The following is a 24,035-nucleotide window of genomic DNA, read 5'->3' on the forward strand; positions in this document are numbered from 1 at the left end:
TTCACAAGTAGCCAGAGCATAGAAGCAGGTCGCCGAAGGGCCCCTGACTGCGCGCACAGCGAGGAGAAGTGCAGACCGCAGAGACCTCAACCCAGGACGCGGCCTAAGACCAAAAGGATGTCCCGCCCCCAATACAAGGCCGTTGCAAAGAACCGGCATCACCCGAAATTCTCAGTTCACGGAAAAGATTCGAAAGCAAGACTCCTCATACGCCTGGATGTTCGAGGGGACGCTGCCAGCTCCCGTGCCTTGTCACGGCAGCTGTGGCCAACAGCCGCACGACAAACCCAGTAGGGCGACAGGAGGCTCCGTATGGGCCGAAGCCGGTAATCACTGAAGTCCCATCAGCCCCACACTGGGCACTTCTATCTGTCGCGGGGTAATGGACAGTCCCATCTCTGAAGAAGCGCAGCGACGCGCAAAAGCGGCGGATTCCCATATAAACCGAAAAGAGCCCGTTCGACGGAACGGGCCCTTCTTTAAATTATGGTTTAGTTGTCTGAACCTGGCGCGAGGACATCCATGATGCGGTTCAAGTCCTCGACGCTGGCAAATTCGATGCTTACGCGTCCCTTGCGTGCACCCAGCGAGATCTTCACGTTCGTGTCGAGCCTGTCCGAGAGCGAGGAGGCCAGGTAGTCCAGCCGTTCGTGACGCGCCCCCGGACGGGGAATGTTGTTCTTCGCCGGCGTCGCCGGCTCACGGTGCAACGTGACCGCTTCCTCCGTGGCACGAACAGACATGCCCTCAGCCACAATCTTCTGGGCCAGTCGCTCCATGGACGCCGCATCGGGGAGCGAGAGAAGCGCGCGGGCGTGGCCAGCCGAAAGTACGTTGGCGGCGACCCGGCGCTGCACCAGCGGAGGCAGCTTCAACAGGCGGAGTGTGTTGGACACCTGAGGGCGGGAGCGGCCGATACGATCTGCCAGCTGCTCGTGCGTAGTACCAAAGTCCTCGAGCAGCTGCTGATACGCCGCAGCTTCTTCGAGCGGATTGAGCTGGCTGCGGTGGAGGTTCTCGAGAAGTGCGTCGCGGAGCAGGTCGTCATCGGTGGTGTCACGGACAATCGCCGGGATCGTGGAGAGTCCGGCTGCCTGTACTGCACGCCACCGACGCTCGCCCATCACAAGTTCATATGGTTCTCCACCTTTTTCGGTGGAAGTACGTACCACAATTGGCTGGAGGACGCCTATTTCGCGGACCGAGTGCACGAGCTCTGCCATGTCGTCCTCATCGAAGACGGTACGCGGCTGTTTACGGTTCGGATGGATGTCCGTAACCGGAATCTCAGCAAAACGGACACCCGGGACCTCGACGAGATCGACGTCATTGTCCAAGACAGCAGCTGACCCTGCCTTACGTCCGGCGGCAGCTGAATCGCCAGAAGCACCATCAGTCGTGGGCTCAGCCGGACCGGATGTGTCCGGAAGATCGACGTCGGCGTTCTCCGCATCGTCAGCCGCAGACTTGGCAGGGCCAGCCTTGGAAGCCTGGGACTTGCCGGCCGTGGACTTGGCAGAGGATGACTTCACGCCATCTGACGCGCCGTCTGCCTCCGGACCAGCTTCGGCAGGAACCTCGGCCGAAGCCTTACGGCCGGACCGGGCAGCGGGCACATCGCCGAGAACGGACTTGTCCGGCTCAGCGGCCGGAATGGGTTCAGCTGTCTTCCGCGCCTCCGGGAAGAAGAGATCCACAGGGCGCGACGGAGCTGCTCCGTTACCCGAAGCGCCTGCGGAAGCGGAACTTGGAATGAGTGCGCCAAGACCGCGACCGAGCCCGCGTCGCTTATCGCTCATGGATGATTCCCTCCATCGGAAGAGCCCGGCTATGCCGGGCTCCGGCTGTTGCAGTGTTTGGAAAATTCTAACGCTCAGCGATTTCCGCTGCGGCTTCCAGGTAGGACAACGCGCCGCTGGAGGATGGGTCGTAGGTCATGACCGTCTGCTGGTAGCTCGGCGCTTCGGAGATCCGCACGGAGCGGGGTACGACAGCGTCAAGGACCTGGTTCGGGAAGTGCTGCCGGACTTCAGCTGCGACCTGGGCGGCCAGGTTGGTGCGCCCGTCGTACATGGTCAGGAGAATCGTCGAAACTTCCAGTTCAGCATTGAGGTGTTTCTGGATCATCTCAATGTTCTTCAGCAGCTGGCTCAGTCCCTCGAGGGCGTAGTACTCGCACTGGATGGGAATAAGCACCTCGCCGGCTGCACAGAAGGCATTGACGGTCAGCAGTCCCAGGCTGGGCGGGCAGTCAATGAAGATGTAGTCCAGCCGCTGTTCGCCCTTCTTCGCCCGGGCTTTGGCGTAGACGTCGATGGCACGGCGGAGACGCTGCTCGCGCGCCACGAGCGAAACCAGTTCGATCTCGGCGCCGGCCAGGTGGATGGTGGCCGGGGCGCAAATGAGGTTGCTGATGTCCGGGCACTGTGCCACCACATCCTCGAGGGCCACGTCGTTGATCAGGACGTCATAGATGCTGTCGACGTCGGCGTGGTGTTCGATGCCGAGCGCAGTGGAGGCGTTGCCCTGCGGGTCAATGTCGATGACCAGGACGTTCAGGCCGGCTGCGGCAAGCGCGGCAGCGATGTTGACGGTGGTAGTGGTTTTCCCCACGCCACCCTTTTGGTTTGAAACCGTGAAAATCCGTGTCTTCTCCGGTTTTGGCAGGTTGCGGCCCAGCAGCCGCTCACGCCGACGGTTCTCATGGGCGAGCTCGCGGGCGATGGGGCTGGAGTCATCCAGCGTGTCCAGGACATTGCCGCGACCTGCGGTTTCACGTGAAACTTTCGGAGTGCTGGTTCCAGCAACCGGGTTAAGTTGACTTACCGTCGTAGCGACCGGCGATACGCCGAAGGAACGCGCCGACCCCAGGGACACGAACGGGGGAATCCGCTGCGTGGAGGTTTCGCTACTCGTCACTGGGACACACTCACTCTCGTTCGGCTTTCACTGCCGTTCTCTAGCCTAACCGCTACACCCTAAGGACCCGCGGCACCTTGCGGGGCTAGGCGCTCTTTTGGGTCTTCTTAACTACGATCCGAACCACAGTGGTGGGTTCCTCGAGCAGGTTCTGGCCAGCGGTGACAACCGAGGTCTTCACGCCGCCAAGCTTGCGGATGACCTTGGCGGCCTTCTCGATCTCCTCGGCGGCGCTGCGGCCCTTGATGGCAACAACTTCACCCTCGCCGCCGAGCAGTGGAATGGTCAGGCCGGCAAGATTGCTCAGCGCGGACACGGCCCGGGCGGTCACGACGTCGGCTGTGACCATGCCGACGGCGAGTTCGGCTCGCGTGCGCATGATGGTGACGTTGCTCAGACCGAGATCGTCAACCACTTCCTGCAGCCAGATCACCCGGCGTTCCAGGGGCTCGATGAGGGTCAGTTCGAGGTCGGGGCGTGCAATGGCCAGGCAAAGGCCCGGCAGGCCGGCTCCGCTTCCGACGTCGGCCACGTGGCTGCCCTGCGGGATCTCACTTTCGATGACCGCGCAGTTCAGGACATGCCGTCCCCAGAGCCTCGGGATCTCCCGCGGACCGATGAGTCCGCGCTCGGTCCCGGACGTCGCCAGGTGTTCTACGTACCGTTCAGCAAGGTCCAGGCGGTCGCCGAAAATCTTCTCCGCCGCCTGGCGCTCTGCTGCCGTGATCTCAACCATCAGTAGGTCAGCCAACGGTTCAGTCGGCCGAAACGACGATGTGCCGGCCTGCACCCTCGCCCTCAGACTCGCTGACGAAACCGAGGTCGGCGACGGCGTCGTGAACGATCTTCCGCTCGTAGGCGCTCATGGGCTCCAGTGCGACGGCCTCACCGGTCTCCTTGACGGTAGCGACAGCGTCCTCGGCGATCTTCTGCAGGTGGCCCGCGCGCTCCTTCCGGTAGCCGTTGATGTCGAGCACCAGCCGGGAGCGGTTCTCAGTCGCGGACAGAACGGACAGGCGGGTGAGTTCCTGAAGGGCCTCCAGTACCTCGCCGTCGCGCCCCACGAGGCTCTCAAGCCCGGCGGACTCTTCCTCGGTCACAATAGAGATGTAGGTGCGTCCGTTGCGGACCTCAATGTCAATGTCGCCGTCGATGTCGGCGATGTCGAGCAGTTCCTCAAGGTAGTCGGCGGCTACATCGCCTTCCTCTTCCAGGCGGCTTGCCGACGTGCCCTTGCCCGCATTCACGGTACCGGCAACAGAATCCTGGTCTTCGCCGGGGTCAGCGGAAAGTGCGTGTTCAGAGCTCTCAACAGACATTACTTCTTCTTCCTGTTCTTACGTTGTGGCTGGATGCGCTGCGTCCGGGCCTGCGCAACCGCAGCGGCGGCAGCTGCTTCCGCTTCGGCGTCGGCCTTCTTGCCTCCCAGGACGGGAAGGGCCGGAAGGCCCTTGGCGGCACGGCGCTCGGCGAGGGCCTTGGCGGCCGGCGATCCCGGCGTCGGCATGCGGCGGATGACAAAGAACTGCTGGCCCATGGTCCACAGGTTGGTGGTGGTCCAGTAGATCAGGACACCGATGGGGAAGTTGATGCCGCCCACACCGAAGACGATGGGCAGGATGTACAGCATCATCTTCTGCTGGCGCATGAACGGGCTGGCCATGGCCTCTTCGGACATGTTCTTCGCCATGATCTGCTTCTGCGTGATGAACTGCGAGGCCGTCATGGCCAGGATCATGATGATCGAGAGGATCCATACAGCCGTAAGGTTGCCTTCGCCGCCGTGCAGCAGGGATGCGGACAGCGTGGCCCCGAAGATGGTGGATTCGTCGAACTGGGTCACCTGCTGGTGGCTCAGCGCACCGATGCCCTCACCCTTGTCGCGAGCGGTGCTGATACCGGAAAGAACGGTAAAGAGTGCGAAGAAGAACGGCATCTGAATCAGCATGGGCAGGCAGGCCGAGAACGGGTTGGTGCCGTGCTTCTTGTACATCGCCATCTGTTCCTGCGCCATGGCCTGGCGGGACAGCTGGTCGGTCTTGCCCTTGTACTTGTCCTGGAGCTTCTTCAGGTCAGGCTGCAGCAGCTGCATGCCGCGCTGTGCCTTGATCTGCTTGACGAAGACGGGAATGAGGGCCGCCCGGATGACCAGCACCAGACCAATGATGGACAGCGTCCAGGTCCAGCCGGAGGCCTCAGGCATGCCAATGGCACTCAGGCCCTCATGGAAGCCCACCATGATGATGGACACAAGCCATTTGAACGGAAACATGATTGTTTCAAAGAAGTCCATACGATATCCCTATTCGTCAGGCCGCAGCGCGGCCTTCTCCATCAGTCTGAGCAGCCAGGTACTTGTCCGGGTTATTCAGCACAACAATTCTTGGGGTCTGGTTTTCAGGCCATTCCCGGTGGCCGGCGGGGACATGGTCCACGCCGCCGGCGTTCCACGGGTGGCAGCCCGCCAGGCGCCGGGCCGCCAGCCAGCTGCCCTTGACAGCGCCGTGGACGGTAACTGCTTCAAGCGCATAGGCCGAGCACGAGGGAAAGAAGCGGCAGACCTGGCCGTACAAGGGCGAAACCACCTTGCGATACGCCAGGAGCAGAAGAATAAGGATGTTGCGGGGCAGGTTCCAGATGAAGCTGCCCACGGCCGCTGCTGCGGACTTGAAGGAACGGACGACGGCGGCAGTCGGGTCAAGCACGCTGTGTCCCTTCCTGTGTCGTTGCGTCCGTTTGCGTTCCAGCCGGCCGTTTTCCGGTCACCGCCGGAAGGCGGCCAGCCAGCCGCCTCATGGTGTTTTCCAAGGCGGCGTTGTAGTCCGCCAGGAGTTCATCCCAGCTGGCTGTTGCGGAAGCGGGCAAAGCACGCACCACAATAGCGAATCCGGTGCCGTACTCGCGCAGCGAGACAGCGCCGGCTTCTCTAAGTCTCCTCTTAACGAGGTTCCTCGCAACAGCGTTCCCGACAGCTTTGGAAACGATGAAGCCGATGCGGCTGGGCTCATCGGGTCCAATAGTTGCCGTATATAACACTACGTTCCGGCGTCCATTGCGGACGCCGGAACGTACAGTTGTTGAAAAATCGGTAGAAGTCCTCAGGCGGTTCCGGGTGGCAAGCACCGCTAATCTCGCAGAAGGAAGAAAACCGACAAGTCAGTATTTACGCCGACAGTTCGGTGCGGCCCTTGCCACGGCGGGCGGCCAGGATGGCGCGGCCGGCACGGGTGCGCATACGAAGGCGGAAGCCGTGCTTCTTGGCCCGACGGCGGTTATTCGGCTGAAAAGTCCGCTTGCTCACGTTAGTTACTCCAGTGGATCAAAGGTGCGCCCACCCGATCAGTAAGGGGAAGAACTGGCCGACGCTAAGTTTTGTATGTGCATGCTTCCCCCGGATTTGCCGGGCACACGAAGTGTCCGGAACTCCAAAATGGGGTCAGAAAGCAGGCACAAAGGACTCCACAACGGTAGGGCAAAGCGCCGTCGGTAGTCAAACCAGCAGGCCGCCCGGCGTGTTTCCCCAGCTGTGGCTAACAAGGCGCAGAACCTGTGGATGAAGCGGCTCACAACCGCCGTTTTCGAACCACAACGGTGTAATTATCCACAAGGCACTTCCCAGCTATCTTCTAGGCTTTTCATCCCCTAGAGTGTCTCAGTAGCCGATTATCCACGGACTGTGCATAACCCTGTGGATTAAGCCGGGCCAGCACCCTGGTTCCAGACTTGCGGCTGCATGTAATGCAGGCAGCAAGCTTTGAGGAACCAAATTTGATGACAGTAGACGAAGCCAACCACGCCAACACTGTCGGAAGTTCCTGGCGGCGCGTGGTGAACCTTCTCGAACAGGACGATCGCGTTTCGCCCCGTCAACGCGGCTTTGTCATCCTCGCGCAGGCCCAGGGCCTCATCGGTTCCACCCTTCTGGTAGCTGTCCCCAACGAGCTGACCCGGGAAGTGCTGCAGACCCAGGTAAAGGACGCCCTCGACGATGCGCTCCGCAATGTCTTCTCGGACGACATCCGCTGCGCGATCGACGTCGACACGGATCTGGTGCCCATCCATGAGGAGCCCGAACCCGCCGTCGAGCTTTCCCTCGCCAACGACCCGTCCATCGAGCAGAAGCCGCAGCCCATGCTGCCGAGCACCTCGCATGAATTCGGCCGGCTCAATCCCAAGTACGTTTTCGATACCTTCGTGATCGGCTCATCCAACCGGTTCGCCCATGCCGCAGCCGTCGCTGTGGCAGAAGCCCCCGCGAAGGCCTACAACCCGCTGTTCATCTACGGCGACTCAGGTCTTGGCAAAACCCACCTGCTGCACGCCATCGGCCACTACGCCAGGCGCCTCTACAGCGGCATCCGCGTCCGGTACGTCAACTCCGAGGAATTCACCAACGACTTCATCAACTCGATCCGCGACGACGAAGGCGCCAGCTTCAAAACGACGTACCGCAACGTGGATGTCCTGCTGATCGACGACATCCAGTTCCTGGCCGGCAAGGACCGGACCCTGGAGGAGTTCTTCCACACGTTCAACTCGCTGCACAACAACAACAAGCAGGTGGTCATCACCTCGGACCAGCCGCCCAAGCTGCTGGCAGGCTTCGAGGACCGGATGAAGTCGCGCTTCGAGTGGGGCCTGCTGACGGACATCCAGCCGCCCGAACTGGAAACCCGCATCGCCATCCTCCGGAAGAAGGCCCTCAGCGAAGGGCTCTCCGCCCCGGACGACGCACTGGAGTACATCGCTTCCAAGATCGCCAGCAACATCCGCGAACTCGAAGGCGCGCTCATCCGCGTCACCGCGTTCGCCAGCCTCAACCGCCAGCCGGTGGACGTGGCCCTCGCGGAGATGGTGCTCAAGGACCTCATCACCGACGACGGCGCCCAGGAAATCACGTCGAGCCAGATCCTGCAGCAGACCGCGGACTACTTCAAGCTCAGCATGGAGGAGCTCTGCAGCAAGTCCCGGACCCGCACGCTGGTGACCGCCCGGCAGATCGCCATGTACCTCTGCCGTGAGCTGACGGACATGTCGCTTCCCAAGATCGGCCAGGAACTCGGCGGCCGCGACCACACCACCGTGATCCACGCAGACCGCAAGATCCGTGAACTCATGGCGGAACGTCGTGTGATTTACAACCAGGTCACCGAGCTCACCAACCGGATAAAGCAGCAGCAGCGCGACTCCTGATCCAAGGTTCTTAACCTTATTAACAGGCGCGTGTGGATAACCCTGTGGACAGTTAAGGGGACAACCGCGGTTAATGGGCTTAAAACCCTTAAGCCGTCTGTGGATCACCGAAACAGGCCAAAAATCTTGTCCCCATCCACAGCCTGTTTAAAACAGGCCGAACCCACAGCCCATGAACAGGGCTTAACCGCGGATCCGAGCCGGAAACCGGGGTTATCCACAGTTTCCACAGCAGTTATTAACACTACTAATCCCAAAAAATTGAAATCCCTCAAACAACAACCTCGTTCCCGGACATCCACCGCACCGCTCCAAGCACCGGCAACCTCACCGCCGGCAGAGCCGGCATCACCGGTGGGGATGGGGAAATCCTTGTTGTTCCGGCTAAGCTGTCTGCAGCGCTCCCATCCCTGGGTCTGTTTGCGGTCGGCCATGCGCAGACCATGCAGGTTCCGGGACCCGGGGGACAACGTCCTGTGGGCTCTTGGCGAGCTCCCGTTCAGAAAATGGCAGCAGCAATGAAAGGCGGCACCCTTCCGTGAAGTTCAGAGTCGAACGGGACGTCCTGGCAGAAGCCGTCACATGGACAGCCCGGTCGTTGTCTCCGCGGCCGCCCGTACCGGTGCTCTCCGGCCTCCTTCTCAAGGCCGAATCCGGGACCGTCAGCCTGTCCAGCTTTGACTACGAGACCTCAGCAAGGCTTGAGATCCCCGCCGACATCCGGGACGAAGGCACCATCCTGGTCTCCGGCCGGCTCCTGGCCGACATTTGCCGCAGCCTGCCCTCAGCACCGGTGGACATCGAAACCGACGGCAACAAAGTGACCCTCACCTGCCGCCGAAGCAGCTTCCACCTCGCCACCATGCCCGAGGCCGAGTATCCGCCACTGCCTGCGCTGCCCACCATCACCGGAACTGTCGCCGGCGATGCATTTGCCCAGGCTGTGTCCCAGGTGATCATCGCGGCCAGCAAGGACGACACCCTTCCCATCCTCACCGGTGTACGGATGGAAATCGAGGACGACCTCATCACCCTTCTGGCCACTGACCGATACCGGCTCGCCATGCGGGAAGTTCCGTGGAAGCCGGTCACCCCCGGGATCTCCACCAGTGCCCTGGTCAAGGCCAAGACACTCAACGAAGTTGCCAAAACTTTGGGCGGCAGCGGTGACATCAACCTGGCCATCGCCGACGACGAAAGCCGGCTGATCGGCTTCGAAAGCGGCGGCCGCACCACCACATCACTGCTGGTCGACGGCGACTACCCCAAGATCCGCTCGCTGTTCCCGGATTCCACCCCGATTCACGCCACTGTGCAGACCCAGGACCTTGTGGAGGCCGTCCGCCGTGTCTCCCTGGTGGCGGAACGCAACACCCCGGTCCGGCTCGCGTTCACCCAGGGCCAACTGCACCTCGACGCCGGCACTGGCGAGGACGCCCAGGCCTCCGAAGAGCTCGAGGCCCAGCTCTCCGGCGACGACATCACGGTTGCGTTCAACCCGCACTACCTGGTTGAAGGCCTCAGCGTGATTGAAACCAAGTTTGTGCGCTTCTCCTTCACCACTGCACCGAAGCCTGCCATGATCACCGCGCAGAACGATGTCGACGGCGAAGACCAGGACGACTACCGCTACCTCGTCATGCCGGTGCGCCTGCCCAACTAATCCCCACCGCCACCCTCGCCTCGCAAGCTCGGCCAGGGAACCCTGGCGGCGTGGGCCCAAACCGCCACCCTCGCAGGAAAGAGTTCCACCATGCATATCGGACTGATCGGCCTTGGAAAAATGGGTTTCAACATGCGCGAACGGCTGCGCAACGGCGGGATCGAGGTCACCGGCTTCGACCGCAACCCGGAGGTTACCGATGTGACCTCCACGGATGAGCTCATCGCCGCCCTTCCTGCGCCACGCCTCATCTGGGTCATGGTTCCGGCCGGAGAAATCACCGACGCCGTCATCACCGAGCTCGGTACAAAGCTGCAGCCGGGCGACATGGTGATCGACGGCGGAAACTCCCGCTTCACCGAGGACCAGAAGCACGCCGCAGTTCTGGCCGAAAAGGGAATCCGCTTCGCCGACTGCGGCGTCTCCGGCGGAGTCTGGGGCCTGCAGAACGGCTACGGCCTCATGGCCGGAGGCGACCCCGCGGACATCGAACGCGCGCTTCCCGTCTTTGACGCACTCCGTCCCGAAGGCGACCGCGAGGACAGCTTCGTCCACGTGGGCGGGGTGGGCGCAGGCCACTACGCCAAGATGGTGCACAACGGCATCGAGTACGGCCTCATGCAGGCCTACGCCGAGGGCTACCAGCTCCTCGCTTCCAAGGACATCATCAGCGATCTTCCCGGCACGTTCCGCGCCTGGCAAAAGGGCACGGTGGTCCGGTCCTGGCTGCTCGACCTGCTGGTCAAGGCACTGGAAGAGGATCCGGGACTGCAGAACATCGACGACTACGTCGAGGACTCGGGCGAAGGCAGGTGGACTGTGGAAGAAGCTATTGCCAACGCCATTCCCGCACCGGCGATCACGGCCGCGCTGTTCGCCCGCTTTGAGTCCCGCGAGGACAGCTCCCCGGCGATGAAGATGGTGTCTGCCCTCCGGCACCAGTTCGGCGGGCACGCCACCCGTCCGGCCAAGTGATCCCGCTGGGGGCTTTGAACACCGCGTGTACCTAGAACACCTGTCCCTGACCGATTTCCGCAGCTACGCCCAGGTGGATCTCCGGTTTGAACCGGGCGTCACGGTCCTGGTCGGCTCCAACGGAATCGGCAAGACCAACCTGATGGAGGCCATCGGCTACCTGGCCACGCTCAGCTCGCACCGGGTCAGCACCGACGGCCCTTTGCTCCGCTTCGGAACCGAACGGGCGCTGATCCGGGCAAAGCTGGTACGCGGCGAACAGTCCACCATCCTGGAGCTGGAAATCAACGGCGGCCGGGCCAACCGCGGACGCATCAACCGCAGCAACCCCGTCCGTGCGCGCGACCTGCTGGGCATCTGCCACACCGTCCTGTTCGCTCCGGAGGACCTGGCCCTGGTCAAGGGGGATCCGTCGAACCGCCGCCGGTTCCTTGACGAGCTCCTGGTGAGCCTGGTTCCCCGGCATGCCGCAACCCGCAGCGACTACGACCGCGTGCTCAAACAGCGCAACGCACTGCTGAAGTCGGCACGCGCCGGCAAATTCACCGCCGGCCATGAAGCCACCCTCGATGTCTGGGACCAGCACATGGCGCGCGCCGGTGCTGAGCTGCTCCACGCCAGGCTTGAACTCGTTGAGCGGCTCCGGCCGCACCTGAACAGTGCGTATGCCCAGCTCACTGACGGTTCGAAGGCCGCGGACGCGGTCTACCGCTCAACCCTGCAGAACATGATGGACGACGACGGCGAGCCGGCCAGCGCTTCCACATCACCCTCGGCGCCGGGAAATTCCGCGGAGGACCTCCGCTTGCTGTCCGTTGATGAGCTCGCCGAACGCTATATCCAGGCCTTCGCGGCGTCCCGCCGCAGGGAACTCGAACGGGGGATCTCACTGGTTGGCCCGCACCGGGATGAACTGGACCTCGTGCTTGGGCAGGCCCCGGCCAAGGGCTATGCCTCCCACGGCGAAACCTGGTCCATGTGCCTGTCCCTCCGGCTGGCGTCCTACTACGTCATGCTCGACGACGCCCGCACCGGCGGCTCCGCACCGATCCTTATCCTGGACGACGTTTTCGCCGAACTCGATGTCCAGCGGCGGCGTAAACTGGCCGCAATAGTTGCCGGCGCCGAACAGGTCCTGGTGACAGCCGCCGTCGACGCCGATATTCCTGACGAGCTGGCGGGCCGGCGGGTGAAGGTCATCCCGGGAGGAATCGATGAACAGGGATAAGGACGGCGGCCTGCAGCCGGGCCGGGATCCCGACGAAATCGATGCTGCCCAGGCGGCGCTCAACAGGATGCGGGAGGCGGCGGCCGCCCGCGGTGAAGTCCGCCGCAAAGCAGCGCCGACAGGCGCCAACCAAAAACCCCGCACCGCAGCACAGGGAACGCGTGGCTTCAGCCAGTTCCACTCCACGGGCCGCGACCCCCTTGGGCTGGGCAAAGTCGTCGGCCGGCTGGTCGCCGAGCGTGGCTGGACCTCTCCGGTGGCCGTGGGCTCGGTCATGGCAGAGTGGCCGGCCCTCGTGGGACCGGAAATCGATGCACACTGCACGCCGGAAAGCTTTACCGACACCACCCTCCATGTCCGGTGCGACTCCACGGCCTGGGCCACCCAGCTCCGGCTGCTCAGCATGAGCCTGCTCGAGAAGTTCCGCACCGAACTCGGCGACGGGGTGGTCACCAGCATCCAGGTGCTCGGCCCGGCCGCACCGAACTGGCGCAAGGGCGGCCGTTCCGTCAACGGGCGGGGGCCCCGGGACACGTACGGATAGCACCGCCGGTTGCGCCTTCCGTGAACGAAGCGGAAACGGCGTGCAGGGCGCTCAAACCGCCGTCGGCCGTATAGGAGTCCAAAACGGGGACCGCTGGGGCCTTGCAGGCGGGGCCAATGGCCAGCCAGAGGCACATTGCGCTGCGCCCACGCCCCGCCAATGCGGGAATCAACCACGTTTCACGATAGAATTCCCCTAGATAACTGGGCGCCGGTGAAACGTTGACTGAGTCCGTTTTCCCGCGCTTTTTTCTGCGCGGGAGCGGTTCCGCGGTCAACCGGGTAGCAGGTGCCGCCAGTGACGTGCCTTTTGGCGGATGCCTTTTGCTTCGGCAAAGGGCGGAGGCCGGCCATCATCGAACATAGAGGAGTCGAAAGCGCCTGTGGCTAACGACAATGCAGACATCGAGGCAGTGGAGCCCGCAACGGAGGACGCCCGGAACACCGGCGACCCGGCTGAGACTGCCACACCCCGGGAGTACGGCGCCAGCGACATTACCGTACTTGAGGGCCTCGAGGCGGTACGGAAACGGCCCGGCATGTACATCGGCTCTACCGGACTGCGCGGCCTGCACCACCTGGTGTACGAAGTGGTGGACAACTCCGTTGACGAGGCCCTGGCCGGCTACTGCACCCACATCGAGATTGTGCTGCAGGCCGACGGCGGCGTAAAGGTATCGGACGACGGCCGAGGCATCCCCGTGGACATCCACCCCACCGAGGGCAAGCCCACGGTCGAGGTTGTCATGACCATCCTGCACGCCGGCGGCAAGTTCGGCGGCGGCGGCTACGCCGTGTCCGGTGGCCTCCACGGTGTGGGCATCTCCGTGGTCAACGCGCTCTCCACCCGGGTGAATACCGAGGTCCGCAGGCAGGGCCACGTCTGGCGGATGTCCTTTGCCGACGGCGGCAAGCCCCAGGGCGCGCTGGTCAAGGGCGAGGAAACCGCCGACACGGGAACAACCCAGACCTTCTACCCGGATCCGAGCATCTTCGAATCCGTGGAATTCGACTTCGAGACGCTCCGCGCCCGCTTCCAGCAGATGGCCTTCCTCAACAAGGGCCTGCGCATCACCCTGACCGACGAGCGCCAGGCGGCTGCCGGCACCGACGAAGCCGGCGACCTTGACCTGGACGGCGTGCTGACCGAGGGCGAGGTCCTCGCCGAGCACCGCACCGTGGTCTACCAGTACAACGAGGGCCTGCTCGACTACGTCAAGCACCTGAACTCGAGCAAGAAGGTGGACGTGGTCCACGAGGACGTCATCGCCTTCGAAACCGAGGACACCGAGCGGCACATCGCCGTCGAGATGGCACTGCAGTGGACCACGGCCTACTCCGAAAGCGTCCACACTTACGCGAACACCATCAACACCCACGAAGGCGGCACCCACGAAGAGGGCTTCCGTGCCGCGATGACCTCGCTCATCAACCGCTATGCGCGGGAGAAGAGCATCATCAAGGAAAAGGAAGAGAACCTCACGGGTGACGACATCCGTGAAGGCCTGACAGCCGTTATCTCCGTGAAGCTGTCCGAACCGCAGTTCGAGGGCCAGACCAAGACCAAGCTGGGCAACTCCGAGGTCAAGGGCTTTGTCCAGCGGGTGGTGACCGACCAGCTGGGCGACTGGCTGGAACGCAACCCCGGCCCGGCCAGGGACGTGATCCGCAAGGCGATTTCCGCGGCCCAGGCACGCATGGCTGCCCGCAAGGCCCGCGACAATGCACGCCGGAAGAGCCCCCTGGAGTCCTTCGGCATGCCCGGCAAGCTCTCCGACTGCTCCTCGAAGGATCCCTCGAAGTGCGAGGTCTACCTGGTGGAGGGTGACTCGGCAGGCGGATCGGCCAAGCGCGGACGCAATCCGGAAACGCAGGCCATCCTGCCACTGCGCGGCAAGATCCTCAACGTGGAACGGGCGCGCCTGGACAAGGCACTTGGCAACAACGAGGTCCAGTCCATGATTACCGCGTTCGGCACAGGCATCGGCGAGGACTTCGACCTCAGCAAGCTGCGGTACCACAAGATCGTGCTGATGGCTGATGCCGACGTGGACGGCCAGCACATCACCACGCTGCTGATGACCCTGCTGTTCCGCTACATGCGCCCGCTGATCGAGAACGGCTATGTGTATCTGGCACAGCCTCCGCTGTACCGGATCAAGTGGTCCAACGCTCCGCACGACTACGTGTTCAGCGACCGTGAGCGTGACGCGGTCCTGGTTTCCGGCCAGGCAGCAGGCCGCCGCATTCCGAAGGAAAACGGCATCCAGCGCTACAAGGGCCTGGGCGAGATGGACTACACGGAGCTCTGGGACACCACCATGGACCCGGACCGCCGCACCCTCCTGCAGGTGACCATGGAGGACGCAGCAGCCGCCGACCAGATCTTCGCCGTGCTGATGGGCGAGGACGTCGAATCGCGCCGCAACTTCATCCAGCAGAACGCCAAGGACGTCAGGTTCCTCGATATCTAGCGGTTTTCGCGCGCCTGATATTCCAGAACCGACATATACCTGAAACGGAATTTACAGACTATGAGTGACGAAACACCCGAGGTCCCGGCCGAGTCTCCGGACGCCACGGAGCCGGTACTGGAGGGCGATCTGCTGATCGACCGTGTCGAGCAGGTGGACCTCCAAACGGAGATGCAGCGCTCCTACCTCGACTACGCCATGGCCGTCATCGTCGGCCGTGCCCTCCCGGACGTCCGCGACGGACTCAAGCCCGTCCACCGCCGCGTGCTGTACGCGATGTTCGACGGCGGCTACCGCCCGGACCGTGCTTTCAACAAGTGCGCCCGTGTGGTGGGAGAGGTCATGGGCCAGTACCACCCGCACGGTGACACGGCGATTTACGATGCGCTGGTGCGCCTGATCCAGGACTGGACTATGCGGTACCCGCTGGCGCTGGGCCAGGGCAACTTCGGCTCGCCCGGCAACGACGGCGCCGCCGCCCCGCGGTACACGGAAACCAAGATGGCGCCGCTTGCCATGGAAATGGTCCGTGACATCGACGAGGAGACCGTCGACTTCCAGGACAACTACGACGGCAAGAACCAGGAACCCACCATCCTTCCGGCGCGGTTCCCCAACCTGCTGGTCAACGGGTCCTCCGGCATCGCCGTCGGCATGGCAACCAACATTCCGCCGCACAACCTCCGCGAGGTGGCCGACGGCGTCCAGTGGTATCTGGCCAACCCGGGTGCCAGCCGCGAGCAGCTCCTGGAAGAACTGCTGAAGCGCATCAAGGGACCGGATTTCCCCACCGGCGCCACCATCCTGGGCCACAAGGGCATCGAGGACGCTTACCGCACCGGCCGCGGTTCCATCACCATGCGCGCCGTGGTCAACGTCGAGGAACTGCAGGGCAGGACCTGCCTCGTCGTCACCGAGCTGCCCTACCAGGCGAATCCGGACAACCTGGCCATCAAGATCGCCGAACTGGTCAAAGACGGGAAGGTCCAGGGCATCGCCGACCTTCGCGATGAGACCTCCGGCCGTACCGGCCAGCGCCTGGTCATCGTCCTGAAGCGGGACGCCGTCGCCAAGGTGGTGCTGAACAACCTCTACAAGCACACCCAGCTGCAGGAGAACTTCGGCGCGAACATGCTGGCGATCGTGGACGGAGTGCCGCGTACTCTCAGTCTCGATGCCTTCATCCGGCACTGGGTCACCCACCAGTTGGATGTCATCGCCCGGCGCACCCGGTACCGCCTGCGCAAGGCCGAGGAAGAAGCGCATATCCTGCGTGCGCTCCTGAAGGCCCTGGACATGCTGGACGAGGTCATCGCCCTGATCCGCGCTTCCAGCACCACGGAGGCAGCACGCGACGGGCTGATGGAGCTGCTGGACATCGACGAGATCCAGGCCCGCGCCATCCTGGACATGCAGCTCCGCCGGCTCGCAGCCCTGGAACGCCAGAAGATCCAGGACCGCCACGCCGAGCTCGAGGCCATGATCGCTGAGTACAACGCGATCCTCGGCTCGGAGGAACGCCAGCGTTCGATCATCAGCGAGGAACTCGCCGAGATCGTGGCCAAGCACGGGGACGACCGCCGGACGCAGATCCTGATGGGCTACGACGGCGACATGTCCATGGAAGACCTCATTCCCGAAGAGGAAGTGGTGGTCACCATCACCCGCGGCGGCTACGTCAAGCGCACGCGGAGCGACAACTACCGCTCGCAGCAGCGCGGCGGCAAGGGCATCAAGGGTGCCCAGCTCCGCGGCGACGACGTCGTGGAACACTTCTTCGTCACCACCACGCACCACTGGCTGCTCTTCTTCACCAACTTCGGGCGCGTGTACCGGGCCAAGGCCTACGAACTCGCAGAGGGCGGCCGCGACACCAAGGGCCAGCATGTGGCGAACCTCCTGGCCTTCCAGCCGGATGAGCACATCGCCCAGGTTCTGGACCTGACCGACTACCAGCAGGCGCCGTACCTCGTGCTGGCCACCAAGCGCGGCCTGGTCAAGAAGACCCGGCTGGAGGACTACGACACCAACCGGTCCGCCGGCGTCATTGCCATCAACCTCCGGGACGAGGACGAACTGGTTTCCGCGCAGCTGGTCTCCGAGACGGATGACCTGATGCTGGTGTCCCGCAAGGGCCAGTCGATCCGCTTCACCGCCACCGATGACGCGCTCCGCCCCATGGGCCGGGCCACCTCCGGCGTGACGGGCATGAAGTTCCGTGAAGACGACGAACTGCTCGCCATGAACGTGGTGGCCGAGGGATCCTACGTTTTTGTGGTGACCGAAGGCGGCTACGCCAAGCGCACCGCCGTCGAGGAATACCGGCTCCAGGGCCGCGGCGGCCTGGGCATCAAGGTTGCCAAGCTCGCCGAGGAACGCGGCGACCTCGTGGGTGCCCTCGTGGTCCAGGAAGAAGACGAGGTCCTCGTGGTCATGGGCGGCGGCAAGGTGGTCCGTTCGTCCGTGGCGGGCGTCCCTGCCAAGGGCCGCGACACGATGGGCGTCATCTTTGCGAAGCCCGACAAGAACGACCGCATCATCGAGGTGGCCCGCAACACGGAGCGGGGCCTCGAAGCGGAAGTTGAGGCCAGCGCGGAGCGGGAGTCCGAAGCCGACCACTCCGGTGAACCCACTGCGTCAGAAATCTTGGCTATCGCCGCTGATGACGTAACGTTGGCTGAAGATGCCGGACCAGACGAGGAAGCCGCAGAGGCGGGTTCAGAACTGGCCGATGAAGCAGAAGGAACGTCCGGCGATGCTGGGGCGAACGAAGACAACACCGGAGGTAACGAGTGAGCAATTCCGACTCATATCCCAAGCCGAACAGTAATGCTCCCGGCGGGATGCGTCAGCCGGCAGCCGCTCCCCGGGTGAATGCCCCGGTGCGCCCCCAGCAGAGCCCGGCCGCGCCGTCGGGCCTTCCGGGGCAGCGTCCCGCACCCGCAGGACAGCGCCCGCAGGGTGCGCCGGCAGGCCAGCGTCCTCAGGGCCAGCGGCCGGCGGCACCTGCCCAGCGTCCTGCAGCCCCCGGACAGCGCCCGCAGGGCGCCCAGACTGCACCGGGTGCACCGGGACTGGTCAAGCCGGCCCCCAAGGCCAAGGTGCGCCGCGCCCGGCTCCTGGTCAGCAAGGTTGACCCCTGGTCCGTCCTGAAAATGGCGTTCCTGCTCTCGGTCGCGCTGGGCATCGTCACGGTGGTGGCTGCCATCGTGCTGTGGACGGTTCTGGACCTGACGGGCATCTTTGACCAGGTGGACAGCCTGCTCGGCACGCTCGCCGGCTCCGAGGGCGGCGGCTTCGAACTGAAGAAGGTTGCTTCGCTCGGCCAGGTCGCATCGTTCGCCACCATTATCGCCGTCGTGAATGTGGTACTTCTCACAGCACTGTCCATGCTGTCGGCGGTGCTGTACAACATCTCGGCAACCCTTGTTGGCGGCATCGGCGTGACCCTGACGGACGATTAAACCCTGTAATTCCGCGGAAAAACCCCGCTGGAATGCCTCGATTTGAGATCGGGCCGGGATGTGCTGTAGAGTCATGTCTCGGCCCGATGAGGCATCGGGGCGTATAGCTCAGGCGGTTAGAGCGCTTCGCTGATAACGAAGAGGTCCCAGGTTCAAGTCCTGGTACGCCCACGGAACCTGCACAGGTTCAAGTCGAAGTCAGGCAAGGTTCCCAGGAATCATGCCGGAACGGGGTGCATGTGAAGAAGTTGCTGGTCATTGCAGCGGCGGTCGCAGGCGCTCTCTTCTACAAGAAAAAGGTGCAGGAATCCGAAGCCCGGAAAACAGTCTGGAGCGAATCAACCGACAAGGTTGAATAGCCCGGATCCCCGGTGCGGAGACTGGTCAGACAGCCTCTGCGACTAGGGTATGATGGACGGGTTGCTTCTTATGGGGGCATGGCGCAATTGGTAGCGCACCTGCTTTGCAAGCAGGGGGTTCGGGGTTCGAGTCCCCGTGCCTCCACCATGAGGAAGGTCCCGGTCGGAAACGGCCGGGGCCTTTTGCTTTAACGGGTACCTGGTTCCTTAGCGGGGACGTGGCTCCGACAGGCTGAACCAGCGGGGCCACTACTGTGGAACGCGTGAACCTTTTCATTGCCGCCCTGGGAGTCCTGGGCGTGGCTTCGTCGGGACCGCTCATCGCCGCTACGCTGGGCGCCACCACCGTCACTCCCCTCGCGATCGCCTTCTGGCGCAATGCCATCGCGGCGGCCGTAATGGCCACCCCCACCCTGGTCCGGGAACCGCGCCAGTTCAGCCGCATCGGCCGCCATGAATTCCGCTGGTCGCTCGTTGCGGCCGTGGCCTTGGCGCTGCATTTCGCCTGCTTCATCACTTCCCTGCAGCTGACCTCCGTTGCTGCTGCTACGGCTCTCGTCTGCCTGCAGTCAGCCTGGATTGCCATCATTCAGCTCTTCCGCGGCGTACGGCACCGCTGGCAGGTCCTGGTGGGCCTGGGCATCTCCTTCGGCGGCGTGGTGGCCATTACCGGCTTCGACATGGGCACCTCCCCGGACGCGCTGCTGGGCGACCTCCTGGCCATGGCCGGCGGACTCCTCGCAGGCATCTACACGCTGGCCGGAGGCCGGGCCCGCCAAAGCATGACCACGGGGACCTACACGGCCCTCTGCTACGGCATGTGCGCTGCCCTGGTGGCCGTGCTGGCGGTCTCCACCAACCAGCCGCTGTCCGGCTTCGACGCAGGCGGCTGGCTGGGGATTCTGGCCATCACCGTGTGCGCCCAGCTCGTGGGGCATACGGCGTTCAACCATCTCCTGGCCACCATGAGCCCGCTGCTGGTGTCCATGATCATCCTGCTTGAGATACCTGGTGCCGCGTTGCTGGCTGCAGTGTTCCTGAACGAGGCGCTGCCGGCCGGCACATACGCCGGGCTGGCGCTCATCCTGGTGGGTCTCGCCGTCGTGGTGGCCGGACAGCGCAACGGTAAAGGCGGGAACGGCAGGGCCGGGCGGGGCAAGCCGCCGGAGGAACGCCCGCTGGCGGAGCTGGGGGCAGACTGACGGCGCCGGGCTACTGTCCGCCGCGGCGGACCGGCGGCGCCGGGCTACTGTCCGCCGCGGCGGACCGGCTGGCTGGTGTTGACGGTGTGGATAGCGCGGAGGAGCTTCGCGGGAAAGTAGACCGAGAAGAACACCACCATCGGCGCCTTGAGGGCCATCTTCTTCACATTGTGGGCCTTGTAGGTGCGGTCGAAGCGGGTCACGTAATACCGATAGTCACGGGGTGAGTCCTCGAGCCGCCGGGCAGACATCCCGGAGACCATCTGCGGCCAGTACTGGACTTTGAGGTCGTGGTCGGCCAGATGCAGGGACAGGTCGATGTCCTCGTGCATTTCGTCCTTTTCATCCCGGCAGGTTTCGTCCCGGATGGTCTCCCACGCTGACCGCCGCAGGGCCATGTTGGACCCGAACAGGAAGTGGTACTGGTGCTTGGCCAGCTTCAGCATCAGCTGGCGCATCTTGTCATCCGCCTTAAGCCCAAAGCGCCGCATCGGCATGTCGTAGTAGACCACGGGCCCCGTGGCGGCCGAAGTGGAGAGGTCCTCGAAGGCCTTCTGCACTTGCTCCACCCAGTCCGGCTCAACCACCGAGTCGGCATCAATCCGGCCGAGGATGTCACCGGTGGCGCTGTCCAGGCCGAAGTTGCGGGTGGGGATCAGTCCCTGCTCCTGGTCCTGCCGGAGCAGAATGATGGGGCTTTCCGGATATTCCTGCTGCATCTGCATGACGATCGATGCCGTACGGTCCTTGGACATGTTGTCCACCACGATGATCTCGTGCGCCGGAACTGACTGGTACACCGCCGCGATGAGGCACTGACGGATGACACTTTCCTCGTTGTAGGCCGGGATAACAATCGATACGCGCGGCTCAGTGTCAGTCAAGGCATCCTCTGCGGATCTATCGGGTGACATCACCTCAAACTTAGCACCGATGCTTTCGATCCCGGCGGCACTCGACTGTCACTTAGGGAGGCGGGCAGACACTCCTGCAGAGACAGCAAGAGGGGCCCCGCGGCAGCGGAACCCCTCCTGCTACAGCCCTTTCGGGCCGCTGGGCTAAGCCTTCTTGTCGGCTTCGTTCACCGCGGGCTTGGCGTCGGCGGCAGCTTCACCGGCGTCGGAATCCTCGGCAACGTGCTTCGCCTTGTCAGCGGAAGTTTCGGTTTCCTCCTCGGCAGCCAGGGCGAAGGCTGCATCCAGCGGGGTATCAGCCGGTGCGGAGGCAGAACCGCCGGCCGGGGTGGCCGGAACCGGAGCCGGCGTCTCCGCGGCCGATCCAACGCCGGTGCCGGAGGCAGCCAGAGTGGTCGTTTCCGGAGTCGACGGCGCGGGCGTTACGGGAGCGGGCGTCTTCCAGGGATCCTCGACCGGCTTTGATGCCTTCCATGCCGCGATGCCGGCGGCCACTGCCGCGGTGATCACACCGATGATAAGAAGTCCGCGCTTCTTCGGCTTCTGCGGCTCCACCACGAGCGTCTTGCCCGTCACTGCGCGGCTCGCCTCGTTGGCGGCTGACTTGAGGTGACCGCCGGCCACATGTGCCTGTTCCTGGATGGCGTGGATGATTCCAACATCACCGAGTTTCTGGGCCACGGCATCCACACGGGCGGGAGTGCTCTCGAGTGTCCGGTGGACAACTTCGGAAGCGCTGCCGATCTGGTCGGAGAGCCGGGGGAGGTATTCAACAACTACGCGGTCCCGGGCGTTCGCAATAACCGGCGTGGCCCTGTCCAGTGCTTCGTGCAGCCGGGGCGGTGCTCCCTCCACGGCGTCGTGGATCTTCGGGGCAAGGTGCGCCAGACCGTCCTGGATCCGCGGCGTGACCGTGGCGACTCCATCGGCAAGGTTGTGGGCCGCCACCTTCAGCCCCTCCTGGATCTTGGGGGAAGCGGTGTCGAGACCATGCTGCAGGCGCGGAACTGCCCAATCCACAGCTGCTTCCACGCGGTCTTTTGCGTTCTCCACTGCGGAACTGACCGACAACTCCAGTTCGCGGGCAATACGATCCGATTTCTTCACAACTACCTCCCGATTAATGTGACGGTTCTGTTGTTAGCCTACGTGCACGAATAGCTGGGCTGCTATCGTTCCGGCGGATTCACGGTGGATTTCACCGAGCGCGGAACTGTCTTTCCGGCTCCGGTCCGCGTTGACCCGCCGTGAAAGAATGGCGCTATGACTGCCACAGCAACTGCAAAAGCGACCATCCACACCAGCCTCGGCGACATCGTTGTGAACCTCTTCGGCAACCACGCGCCCAAGACTGTTAAGAACTTCATCGGGCTGGCCACTGGCGAGCAGGCCTGGACTCACCCGGAGACCGGCGAGGACAAGACGGGCACTCCGCTCTACAACGGCACCATCTTCCACCGCATCATCAAGGACTTCATGATCCAGGCCGGCGACCCGCTGGGCCGCGGCACCGGCGGACCGGGGTACCGCTTCGACGACGAGATCCATCCCGAACTGAGCTTCAGCGCCCCCTACAAGCTGGCCATGGCCAACGCCGGCATCCAGATGGGCAAGGGCACCAACGGTTCACAGTTCTTCATCACCACCATCCCCACCGACTGGCTGCAGGGCAAGCACAGCATCTTCGGTGAAGTTGCGGATGAGGAATCCAAGAAGGTTGTGGACGCCATTGAAGGTGTCCGCACCGGCATGGGCGACCGCCCGGTTGAAGATGTGACCATCAACAGCATCGACATCGAGCAGCTCTAGCAACATGAGCTACGGAACTCCGGCGGCGGAGCCGTCCGCGCAGGTCCCGGTGTGCCCCCGGCACCCGGACCGGCCCTCGTATGTCAGCTGCCAGCGTTGCGGGCGGCCGGCATGCCCCGAGTGCCAGCGTGCGGCCGCCGTCGGATTCCAGTGCGTTGACTGCGTCAACGAAGCAAAGCGTACGACGCCGACAGCACGGACCGTCTATGGCGGTGCCGTTGCGTCCGGCAAGCCTGCAGTGACGTTCGCGATCATCGCCGCCTGCGCACTGCTGTTTGTTCTCCAGTGGATCATTCCCGGTGATGCGGTGTACCGGAATCTCGCCTACGCGTCTGTGTTCGCCACGCCTGAGTACGGGGTGTTCCAGCCGTGGCGCATGGTGACGTCGGCTTTTCTGCACTCCCAGGGGTTCCTGCTCCACATCGTGCTTAACATGTACACCCTCTGGATTTTCGGGCAAGCGCTCGAGCCGCTGCTGGGGCGGATCCGATTCCTTGCTGTGTACCTGCTGTCCGCCATCGGCGGCTCAGTGGGATACCTGCTCCTGACACCGATTCTGCCTGAGGGCGGTCCTGTGGGCGTGGTAGGTGCTTCCGGCGCGATCTTCGGGCTCTTCGGCGCCATGCTCGTGGTGCAGCGCCACCGTGGCGGTGAGACGAAGCAGCTCTGGGTCCTCATCGCGATCAATGGCGTCATCGGCTTCATGGTGCCGCAGATCGCCTGGCAGGCCCATCTGGGCGGCTTCATCACCGGAGCCCTGTGTGCTGCCGCCATCGCCTACGTTCCCCGCAGCCCGCGGCGCCATGTCCTCCAGGCCGGAGGCCTGGCGCTCGTTCTGGCACTGCTGGTCGTGGCTTCCTGGTACCGGGTGCTCGTGGCGTCCTAGAAGCTCCTGCCTGCCCTCTCCCCCCGCAATGCCCCTGCTTTCCGAAGCGGGGGCATTTTTGTGCTTGGAGGCGGCGGAACGTCCCGTAGGTTTTCCACAGGGGTTTTCCACACTGTTGGTAACTTACACAGCTGTAAGTCACCGGCAGGGGCGCGCTGGAAACCGCGGTCTGGCGCGGTTTCTGGCCGATATGCACGCCTTAGTCCACACCTGTGGATAACTTTGCCGCCTTTGAGTGTGGGCAAGTGGACAACTTCGCCCACATTCCACAGCTGCTGGGTGTTCTGGGCATAAACGGCGATACGGAGGCTCTCATAGCCGCTTTGCCGGCGCCCTTTCAACAGGGTTATGCACACTGTTAATAACTCGCAGAGGTCTGGTCCCGGCCTTCGACCACCCCACAACG

General features: G+C 63.6%; 23 protein-coding genes and 2 tRNA genes. 14 read left to right on the forward strand and 11 right to left on the reverse strand.

The features are described from left to right. Nucleotides 1-491: 491 nt before the first annotated feature. The 8 genes from ACFTR6_RS10385 to rpmH all read right to left on the reverse strand — a co-directional run bounded on the left by ACFTR6_RS10385 (nt 492) and on the right by rpmH (nt 6,220). Nucleotides 492-1,799, reverse strand: a complete 1,308-nt coding sequence (locus ACFTR6_RS10385; protein ID WP_377957861.1) for a ParB/RepB/Spo0J family partition protein — start codon at nt 1,797-1,799, stop codon at nt 492-494. 67 nt (nt 1,800-1,866) lie between these two features. Then, a complete protein-coding gene (locus tag ACFTR6_RS10390) occupies nt 1,867-2,919 on the reverse strand; it encodes a ParA family protein (RefSeq protein WP_076799442.1) in 1,053 nt (350 codons plus the stop codon). 85 nt (nt 2,920-3,004) lie between these two features. Further along, complete coding sequence (gene rsmG, locus ACFTR6_RS10395) at nt 3,005-3,655, reverse strand: 16S rRNA (guanine(527)-N(7))-methyltransferase RsmG (protein WP_377957959.1); 651 nt, start codon at nt 3,653-3,655, stop codon at nt 3,005-3,007. Between the two features lie 19 nt (nt 3,656-3,674). Beyond that, entirely contained in the window at nt 3,675-4,238 is a 564-nt protein-coding gene (locus tag ACFTR6_RS10400) for a R3H domain-containing nucleic acid-binding protein (RefSeq protein ID WP_076799440.1), read from the reverse strand. Then, nucleotides 4,238-5,212: a membrane protein insertase YidC gene (yidC, locus tag ACFTR6_RS10405; protein WP_076799439.1), complete on the reverse strand. Its 975-nt coding sequence runs from the start codon at nt 5,210-5,212 to the stop codon at nt 4,238-4,240. The genes ACFTR6_RS10400 and yidC overlap by 1 nt, the downstream gene beginning before the upstream one ends. 16 nt (nt 5,213-5,228) lie before the next feature. Then, nucleotides 5,229-5,624, reverse strand: a complete 396-nt coding sequence (gene yidD / locus ACFTR6_RS10410; protein ID WP_377957862.1) for a membrane protein insertion efficiency factor YidD — start codon at nt 5,622-5,624, stop codon at nt 5,229-5,231. Beyond that, nucleotides 5,617-6,042, reverse strand: a complete 426-nt coding sequence (gene rnpA / locus ACFTR6_RS10415; RefSeq protein ID WP_076799437.1) for a ribonuclease P protein component — start codon at nt 6,040-6,042, stop codon at nt 5,617-5,619. The genes yidD and rnpA overlap by 8 nt, the downstream gene beginning before the upstream one ends. A 40-nt stretch (nt 6,043-6,082) precedes the next feature. Continuing rightward, on the reverse strand, nt 6,083-6,220 hold the full coding sequence (rpmH, locus tag ACFTR6_RS10420) for a 50S ribosomal protein L34 (protein ID WP_003800212.1): 138 nt from the start codon (nt 6,218-6,220) through the stop codon (nt 6,083-6,085). A 470-nt stretch (nt 6,221-6,690) separates the two neighbouring features. On the opposite strand from rpmH, the gene dnaA reads away from it, so the two are divergent. Further along, nucleotides 6,691-8,112 carry a chromosomal replication initiator protein DnaA gene (gene dnaA, locus ACFTR6_RS10425; protein ID WP_076799436.1) on the forward strand — a complete coding sequence of 474 codons (1,422 nt, stop codon included), beginning with the start codon at nt 6,691-6,693 and terminating at the stop codon, nt 8,110-8,112. A gap of 104 nt (nt 8,113-8,216) precedes the next feature. Here the strand turns inward: dnaA and ACFTR6_RS10430 are convergent, their stop codons facing one another. Beyond that, a complete protein-coding gene (locus ACFTR6_RS10430; protein ID WP_377957863.1) occupies nt 8,217-8,546 on the reverse strand; it encodes a hypothetical protein in 330 nt (109 codons plus the stop codon). Nucleotides 8,547-8,650: 104 nt separating this feature from the next. Between ACFTR6_RS10430 and dnaN the strand changes: the two genes are divergently transcribed. The 11 genes from dnaN (at nt 8,651) to ACFTR6_RS10485 (ending at nt 20,020) form a co-directional block, all read left to right on the forward strand. Further along, nucleotides 8,651-9,775 carry a DNA polymerase III subunit beta gene (gene dnaN / locus ACFTR6_RS10435; protein ID WP_377957864.1) on the forward strand — a complete coding sequence of 375 codons (1,125 nt, stop codon included), beginning with the start codon at nt 8,651-8,653 and terminating at the stop codon, nt 9,773-9,775. Nucleotides 9,776-9,865: 90 nt separating this feature from the next. Next, a complete protein-coding gene (gene gnd, locus ACFTR6_RS10440; RefSeq protein WP_377957865.1) occupies nt 9,866-10,750 on the forward strand; it encodes a phosphogluconate dehydrogenase (NAD(+)-dependent, decarboxylating) in 885 nt (294 codons plus the stop codon). A 25-nt stretch (nt 10,751-10,775) separates the two neighbouring features. Then, nucleotides 10,776-11,978 (forward strand): DNA replication/repair protein RecF, encoded by a 1,203-nt coding sequence (recF, locus tag ACFTR6_RS10445; RefSeq protein ID WP_377957866.1) that lies wholly within the window; start codon nt 10,776-10,778, stop codon nt 11,976-11,978. Next, on the forward strand, nt 11,965-12,522 hold the full coding sequence (locus ACFTR6_RS10450) for a DUF721 domain-containing protein (RefSeq protein ID WP_377957867.1): 558 nt from the start codon (nt 11,965-11,967) through the stop codon (nt 12,520-12,522). Before recF ends, ACFTR6_RS10450 begins: the two co-directional genes overlap by 14 nt. Nucleotides 12,523-12,904: 382 nt before the next feature. Beyond that, nucleotides 12,905-14,995, forward strand: a complete 2,091-nt coding sequence (gyrB, locus tag ACFTR6_RS10455; RefSeq protein WP_377957868.1) for a DNA topoisomerase (ATP-hydrolyzing) subunit B — start codon at nt 12,905-12,907, stop codon at nt 14,993-14,995. 60 nt (nt 14,996-15,055) lie between these two features. Continuing rightward, nucleotides 15,056-17,791, forward strand: coding sequence for a DNA gyrase subunit A (gene gyrA / locus ACFTR6_RS10460; RefSeq protein ID WP_140416402.1), 2,736 nt, complete (start codon nt 15,056-15,058; stop codon nt 17,789-17,791). Beyond that, nucleotides 17,788-18,459, forward strand: a complete 672-nt coding sequence (locus ACFTR6_RS10465) for a DUF3566 domain-containing protein (RefSeq protein WP_087872341.1) — start codon at nt 17,788-17,790, stop codon at nt 18,457-18,459. Before gyrA ends, ACFTR6_RS10465 begins: the two co-directional genes overlap by 4 nt. A 97-nt stretch (nt 18,460-18,556) precedes the next feature. Further along, nucleotides 18,557-18,630: transfer RNA gene (locus tag ACFTR6_RS10470), tRNA-Ile, on the forward strand. A gap of 68 nt (nt 18,631-18,698) precedes the next feature. Next, nucleotides 18,699-18,818 (forward strand): DLW-39 family protein, encoded by a 120-nt coding sequence (locus tag ACFTR6_RS10475; protein WP_216359080.1) that lies wholly within the window; start codon nt 18,699-18,701, stop codon nt 18,816-18,818. Nucleotides 18,819-18,890: 72 nt separating this feature from the next. Beyond that, a tRNA-Ala gene (locus ACFTR6_RS10480) sits at nt 18,891-18,966 on the forward strand. Nucleotides 18,967-19,081: 115 nt separating this feature from the next. After that, nucleotides 19,082-20,020, forward strand: a complete 939-nt coding sequence (locus ACFTR6_RS10485) for a DMT family transporter (protein ID WP_377957869.1) — start codon at nt 19,082-19,084, stop codon at nt 20,018-20,020. Between the two features lie 44 nt (nt 20,021-20,064). Here the strand turns inward: ACFTR6_RS10485 and ACFTR6_RS10490 are convergent, their stop codons facing one another. Next, a complete protein-coding gene (locus tag ACFTR6_RS10490; protein ID WP_076799428.1) occupies nt 20,065-20,934 on the reverse strand; it encodes a glycosyltransferase family 2 protein in 870 nt (289 codons plus the stop codon). 144 nt (nt 20,935-21,078) lie between these two features. Continuing rightward, the gene (locus ACFTR6_RS10495; protein ID WP_377957870.1) at nt 21,079-22,041 is read right to left on the reverse strand and encodes a hypothetical protein; all 963 of its coding nucleotides are present in this window, start codon (nt 22,039-22,041) and stop codon (nt 21,079-21,081) included. A 156-nt stretch (nt 22,042-22,197) separates the two neighbouring features. Here ACFTR6_RS10495 and ACFTR6_RS10500 point away from each other — a divergent pair, with 156 nt between their 5' ends. Further along, the gene (locus ACFTR6_RS10500) at nt 22,198-22,743 is read left to right on the forward strand and encodes a peptidylprolyl isomerase (protein ID WP_087872344.1); all 546 of its coding nucleotides are present in this window, start codon (nt 22,198-22,200) and stop codon (nt 22,741-22,743) included. Nucleotides 22,744-22,747: 4 nt separating this feature from the next. Continuing rightward, nucleotides 22,748-23,629, forward strand: a complete 882-nt coding sequence (locus tag ACFTR6_RS10505) for a rhomboid family intramembrane serine protease (RefSeq protein ID WP_377957871.1) — start codon at nt 22,748-22,750, stop codon at nt 23,627-23,629. The last annotated feature ends 406 nt before the right edge of the window (nt 23,630-24,035 follow it).

The sequence above is a fragment of the Arthrobacter sp. NPDC057009 genome, from assembly GCF_042673905.1.
Taxonomy (GTDB): domain Bacteria; phylum Actinomycetota; class Actinomycetes; order Actinomycetales; family Micrococcaceae; genus Arthrobacter.

What these genes read in the sequence shown, in the direction of transcription:
- ACFTR6_RS10505 (WP_377957871.1), top strand. Translation starts at nt 22,748, where the DNA reads ATGAGCTACGGAACTCCGGCGGCGGAGCCGTCCGCGCAGGTCCCGGTG.
- rsmG (WP_377957959.1), bottom strand. Translation starts at nt 3,655, where the DNA reads ATGGTTGAGATCACGGCAGCAGAGCGCCAGGCGGCGGAGAAGATTTTC.
- yidC (WP_076799439.1), bottom strand. Translation starts at nt 5,212, where the DNA reads ATGGACTTCTTTGAAACAATCATGTTTCCGTTCAAATGGCTTGTGTCC.
- ACFTR6_RS10490 (WP_076799428.1), bottom strand. Translation starts at nt 20,934, where the DNA reads ATGTCACCCGATAGATCCGCAGAGGATGCCTTGACTGACACTGAGCCG.
- ACFTR6_RS10385 (WP_377957861.1), bottom strand. Translation starts at nt 1,799, where the DNA reads ATGAGCGATAAGCGACGCGGGCTCGGTCGCGGTCTTGGCGCACTCATT.
- dnaA (WP_076799436.1), top strand. Translation starts at nt 6,691, where the DNA reads ATGACAGTAGACGAAGCCAACCACGCCAACACTGTCGGAAGTTCCTGG.
- gnd (WP_377957865.1), top strand. Translation starts at nt 9,866, where the DNA reads ATGCATATCGGACTGATCGGCCTTGGAAAAATGGGTTTCAACATGCGC.
- ACFTR6_RS10430 (WP_377957863.1), bottom strand. Translation starts at nt 8,546, where the DNA reads ATGGCCGACCGCAAACAGACCCAGGGATGGGAGCGCTGCAGACAGCTT.
- ACFTR6_RS10400 (WP_076799440.1), bottom strand. Translation starts at nt 4,238, where the DNA reads ATGTCTGTTGAGAGCTCTGAACACGCACTTTCCGCTGACCCCGGCGAA.
- ACFTR6_RS10450 (WP_377957867.1), top strand. Translation starts at nt 11,965, where the DNA reads ATGAACAGGGATAAGGACGGCGGCCTGCAGCCGGGCCGGGATCCCGAC.
- gyrA (WP_140416402.1), top strand. Translation starts at nt 15,056, where the DNA reads ATGAGTGACGAAACACCCGAGGTCCCGGCCGAGTCTCCGGACGCCACG.
- ACFTR6_RS10500 (WP_087872344.1), top strand. Translation starts at nt 22,198, where the DNA reads ATGACTGCCACAGCAACTGCAAAAGCGACCATCCACACCAGCCTCGGC.